This window comes from Rhizobacter sp. P1_G5 (assembly GCF_056405435.1).
Genome location: NZ_JBFUCB010000785.1, coordinates 1 through 2412 on the forward strand (window position 1 = coordinate 1; position 2412 = coordinate 2412).

Annotated in this window: 5 protein-coding genes; 1 reads left to right on the forward strand and 4 read right to left on the reverse strand. The window is 63.4% G+C overall.

Going from position 1 to position 2412, the window contains the following annotated elements:
* The 3 genes from AC1D12_RS31010 to AC1D12_RS31020 all read right to left on the reverse strand — a co-directional run.
* A partial coding sequence (locus AC1D12_RS31010; RefSeq protein WP_477845045.1) for a hypothetical protein occupies positions 1–247 on the reverse strand: 247 nt, incomplete at its 3' end.
* An 8-nt stretch (positions 248–255) separates the two neighbouring features.
* Positions 256–636, reverse strand: coding sequence for a hypothetical protein (locus AC1D12_RS31015; protein WP_477845046.1), 381 nt, complete (start codon positions 634–636; stop codon positions 256–258).
* 31 nt (positions 637–667) lie between these two features.
* Entirely contained in the window at positions 668–1141 is a 474-nt protein-coding gene (locus AC1D12_RS31020; RefSeq protein WP_477845047.1) for a DUF1203 domain-containing protein, read from the reverse strand.
* 293 nt (positions 1142–1434) lie between these two features.
* On the opposite strand from AC1D12_RS31020, the gene AC1D12_RS31025 reads away from it, so the two are divergent.
* Entirely contained in the window at positions 1435–1680 is a 246-nt protein-coding gene (locus tag AC1D12_RS31025; protein WP_477845048.1) for a hypothetical protein, read from the forward strand.
* 89 nt (positions 1681–1769) lie between these two features.
* Here AC1D12_RS31025 and AC1D12_RS31030 read toward each other — a convergent pair.
* Positions 1770–2412: hypothetical protein (locus AC1D12_RS31030; protein ID WP_477845049.1), on the reverse strand; the 643-nt coding region annotated here is incomplete at its 5' end.

Sequence of the window (2412 nt, forward strand, 5' to 3'; positions counted from 1 at the left end):
GGTACACCAGTTCGACGTAGCGCGTGTTGAAGACCACCAGGTTCGGATCCGTGCCATGGATGCAGAACAGTTCGGGCAAGCCGCCGTCGACCCAGAACAAGTCAAACGGTGTATCGAGTTCTTGCACGACGTGGTCGAGCATGAAGTTGATCGGCGAGCGGTTGGCCGGCGATCGATCGTACTTGGTGACGCGTGCGCCCCGGCCGACCTGGCTGGCCAGCAGCGCCTCGACGACGAGCGCGTCCATGGGGTAGCTCAGTCGTCGGCTTGTTCGAAGGACTTGCGCAGGGCACGGATGTCTGCGGCAGTCGGGTTGCGGATCTCCTTGTCGCCGATCTTGATCGATCGCACCTTCAGCGCCTCGATCACCTTGGCCAGGCTGTCCAGGATCTTGGGCAGCACGGTGAGGGCGGTGGTTGCCACGACCATCCACGTCGCCGCGCTGCCGTCGAGGTTGTCGCGCTTGAGGATGCGCCCGGGGGATTGCTGCGCCGAAAACTCGGCGTTGAGCCGGGCAGCGCTCGCCTCGTCTTCTGCGACGATCACCAGCGCCTGTGTCGTGTCTGGCATCGCCTGATCTCCCGTTGGTTGCAGCAGGATCGTCTCGATGCCGTAGCGTCGCGCTGGACGACCCAAGGCGTCATCCCCAAGCTTGACGAGAAGTTGGTCAGCTGGCGCGATCGACCCGGCAGGCGAAGCAGCCGCGCTTGGCGAAATGCAGGTGGAGGTAGGCGACCTCGGCGTTGCTGAAGAAGCGCTCGATCTCTTCGGCGACGTGCGTGCCCTCGCGCACGCTGGCGTCGACGATCTGGTGGGCCGCATCGTAGGCGCGCACGGAGAGCAGGCGCGAGCTGAGGTAGGGCGGCACTTCATCGGGCGGCAGCACGCGCTGCACGGCGCCGCGGCGCACGTAGATCGGGCCGGAGGCGCGGTAGGGGCTGGCGGCGGGTTGGTGCTCGTAGGGGAGCAGCAGGAGCTCGTCGCCTTGCTGGGCGTCTTCGAGGCTGATGCGGCAGGGGTAGCCGGTGTTTTCGGTGGCGATGTGGCGTTGTGCGCCGCGTTGGGCGAGGGCTTGGTCGGAGAGGGTGAAGAGCGGGGCGAAGGCGGTGGGGGGCAGGGAGATCAACTGGAAGTGATGCATGGCGGGGTCCGGTGAGGGGGAGCCGGCATCGTCGTTGTTGTGGGAGGCGCGGGCTGGCCGGTTTCGGACGTGGAGTTCCGAGTGCGCAGCGAGTTGTCGCAAGTGGCAGGCTCTGTGATGGATCACCAACGGTCGCTCTCGATGCATCGCCGCAGTCGGCTTCAGACTGAGAGCGGCCTGTCGGCGGCGCTCGATCGAACGACCGTACTGGCTGACAGCCGTCATCCGCGCCCCAACCTCATGGCCTCCTCGTATCAAAGACAGATGCCGCCTCGCTGAGGTAGGCTTCTCGGATGGCCGAGTTCATCTACCGAAGCACCATCTATGGACCGCGGGCGTTCAGCGTTGCGGACGAGGGCGGCATCGTCGAATTCAAGGGCAAGCAACTCAATGCGTTCGGCGGCTACTTGAGCCGTGACGAGCGGCACCCGTTGAAGGCGAACGCGAAGACATTGCCGGAGGCGGCGCGTCGATGGTGGAGGAAGCGTATCCAGTACTTGGACAGCTTCGGCCACAAAGCGAACGGGGTTGCGCCGTAGTGCGCGTACGACTTGAGAATGAACGCTGTAAGGCCTTCAGTCGGGTTGCTCTTCAGGACTGCTTCTTGAAAAGCTGTATCGGGTGTCGCCTATCTTGATGGTGACCATGAGCCCGCGCGCGAATAGAGATCACAGCGGACTTGACCGAAGCATTGCCACAGGGTGTCGAGCAGGCGATTCACATTCGCTTCACCCTCGGTATGGCTGGAGACTTCATCAATCCACTGTTCGGGGAGAAGGAAGTCCCCCTGAGGTGCCGGCGTGCCGTCAAACGTCGAACCGTTTGGACCGAGCATTCGAAAGGGCGCCGCACCCACTCCAATCGCAGAGACGCCAAGAATCGCAGGCCCAATCATTCCGAGCGTGCGTGCGGACTCAATTGCCTGGAGGCAATGGTGGCGGATCTCTTGCCCCGCCATGGACGCGCTTATGAACTTCGTGCCCGGTCCGCTCAGCCCATTGTCCTGAGCCGAAACGTTGGTCACGAATTCGATGGCACCGTTGCGGAAGACCTGCACGTACCACTTGCTGGCGTCATTCGAGCCTGCCGCTGGCGCCGCGTACAACACGCCGTCTAGGTTGGTTTGCCTTGAAGGCTCGAAGCCACCGGTGCGGCCGAACTTCACGTCCGCTCGCTGGTAGAGATCCTGGATGTCGAGACGCTCACCCTGCTCTGCACCAGCCAGAGGAACAAAGTGCACGATGATCATCGGCCCAGCAATTGTCGGGCGC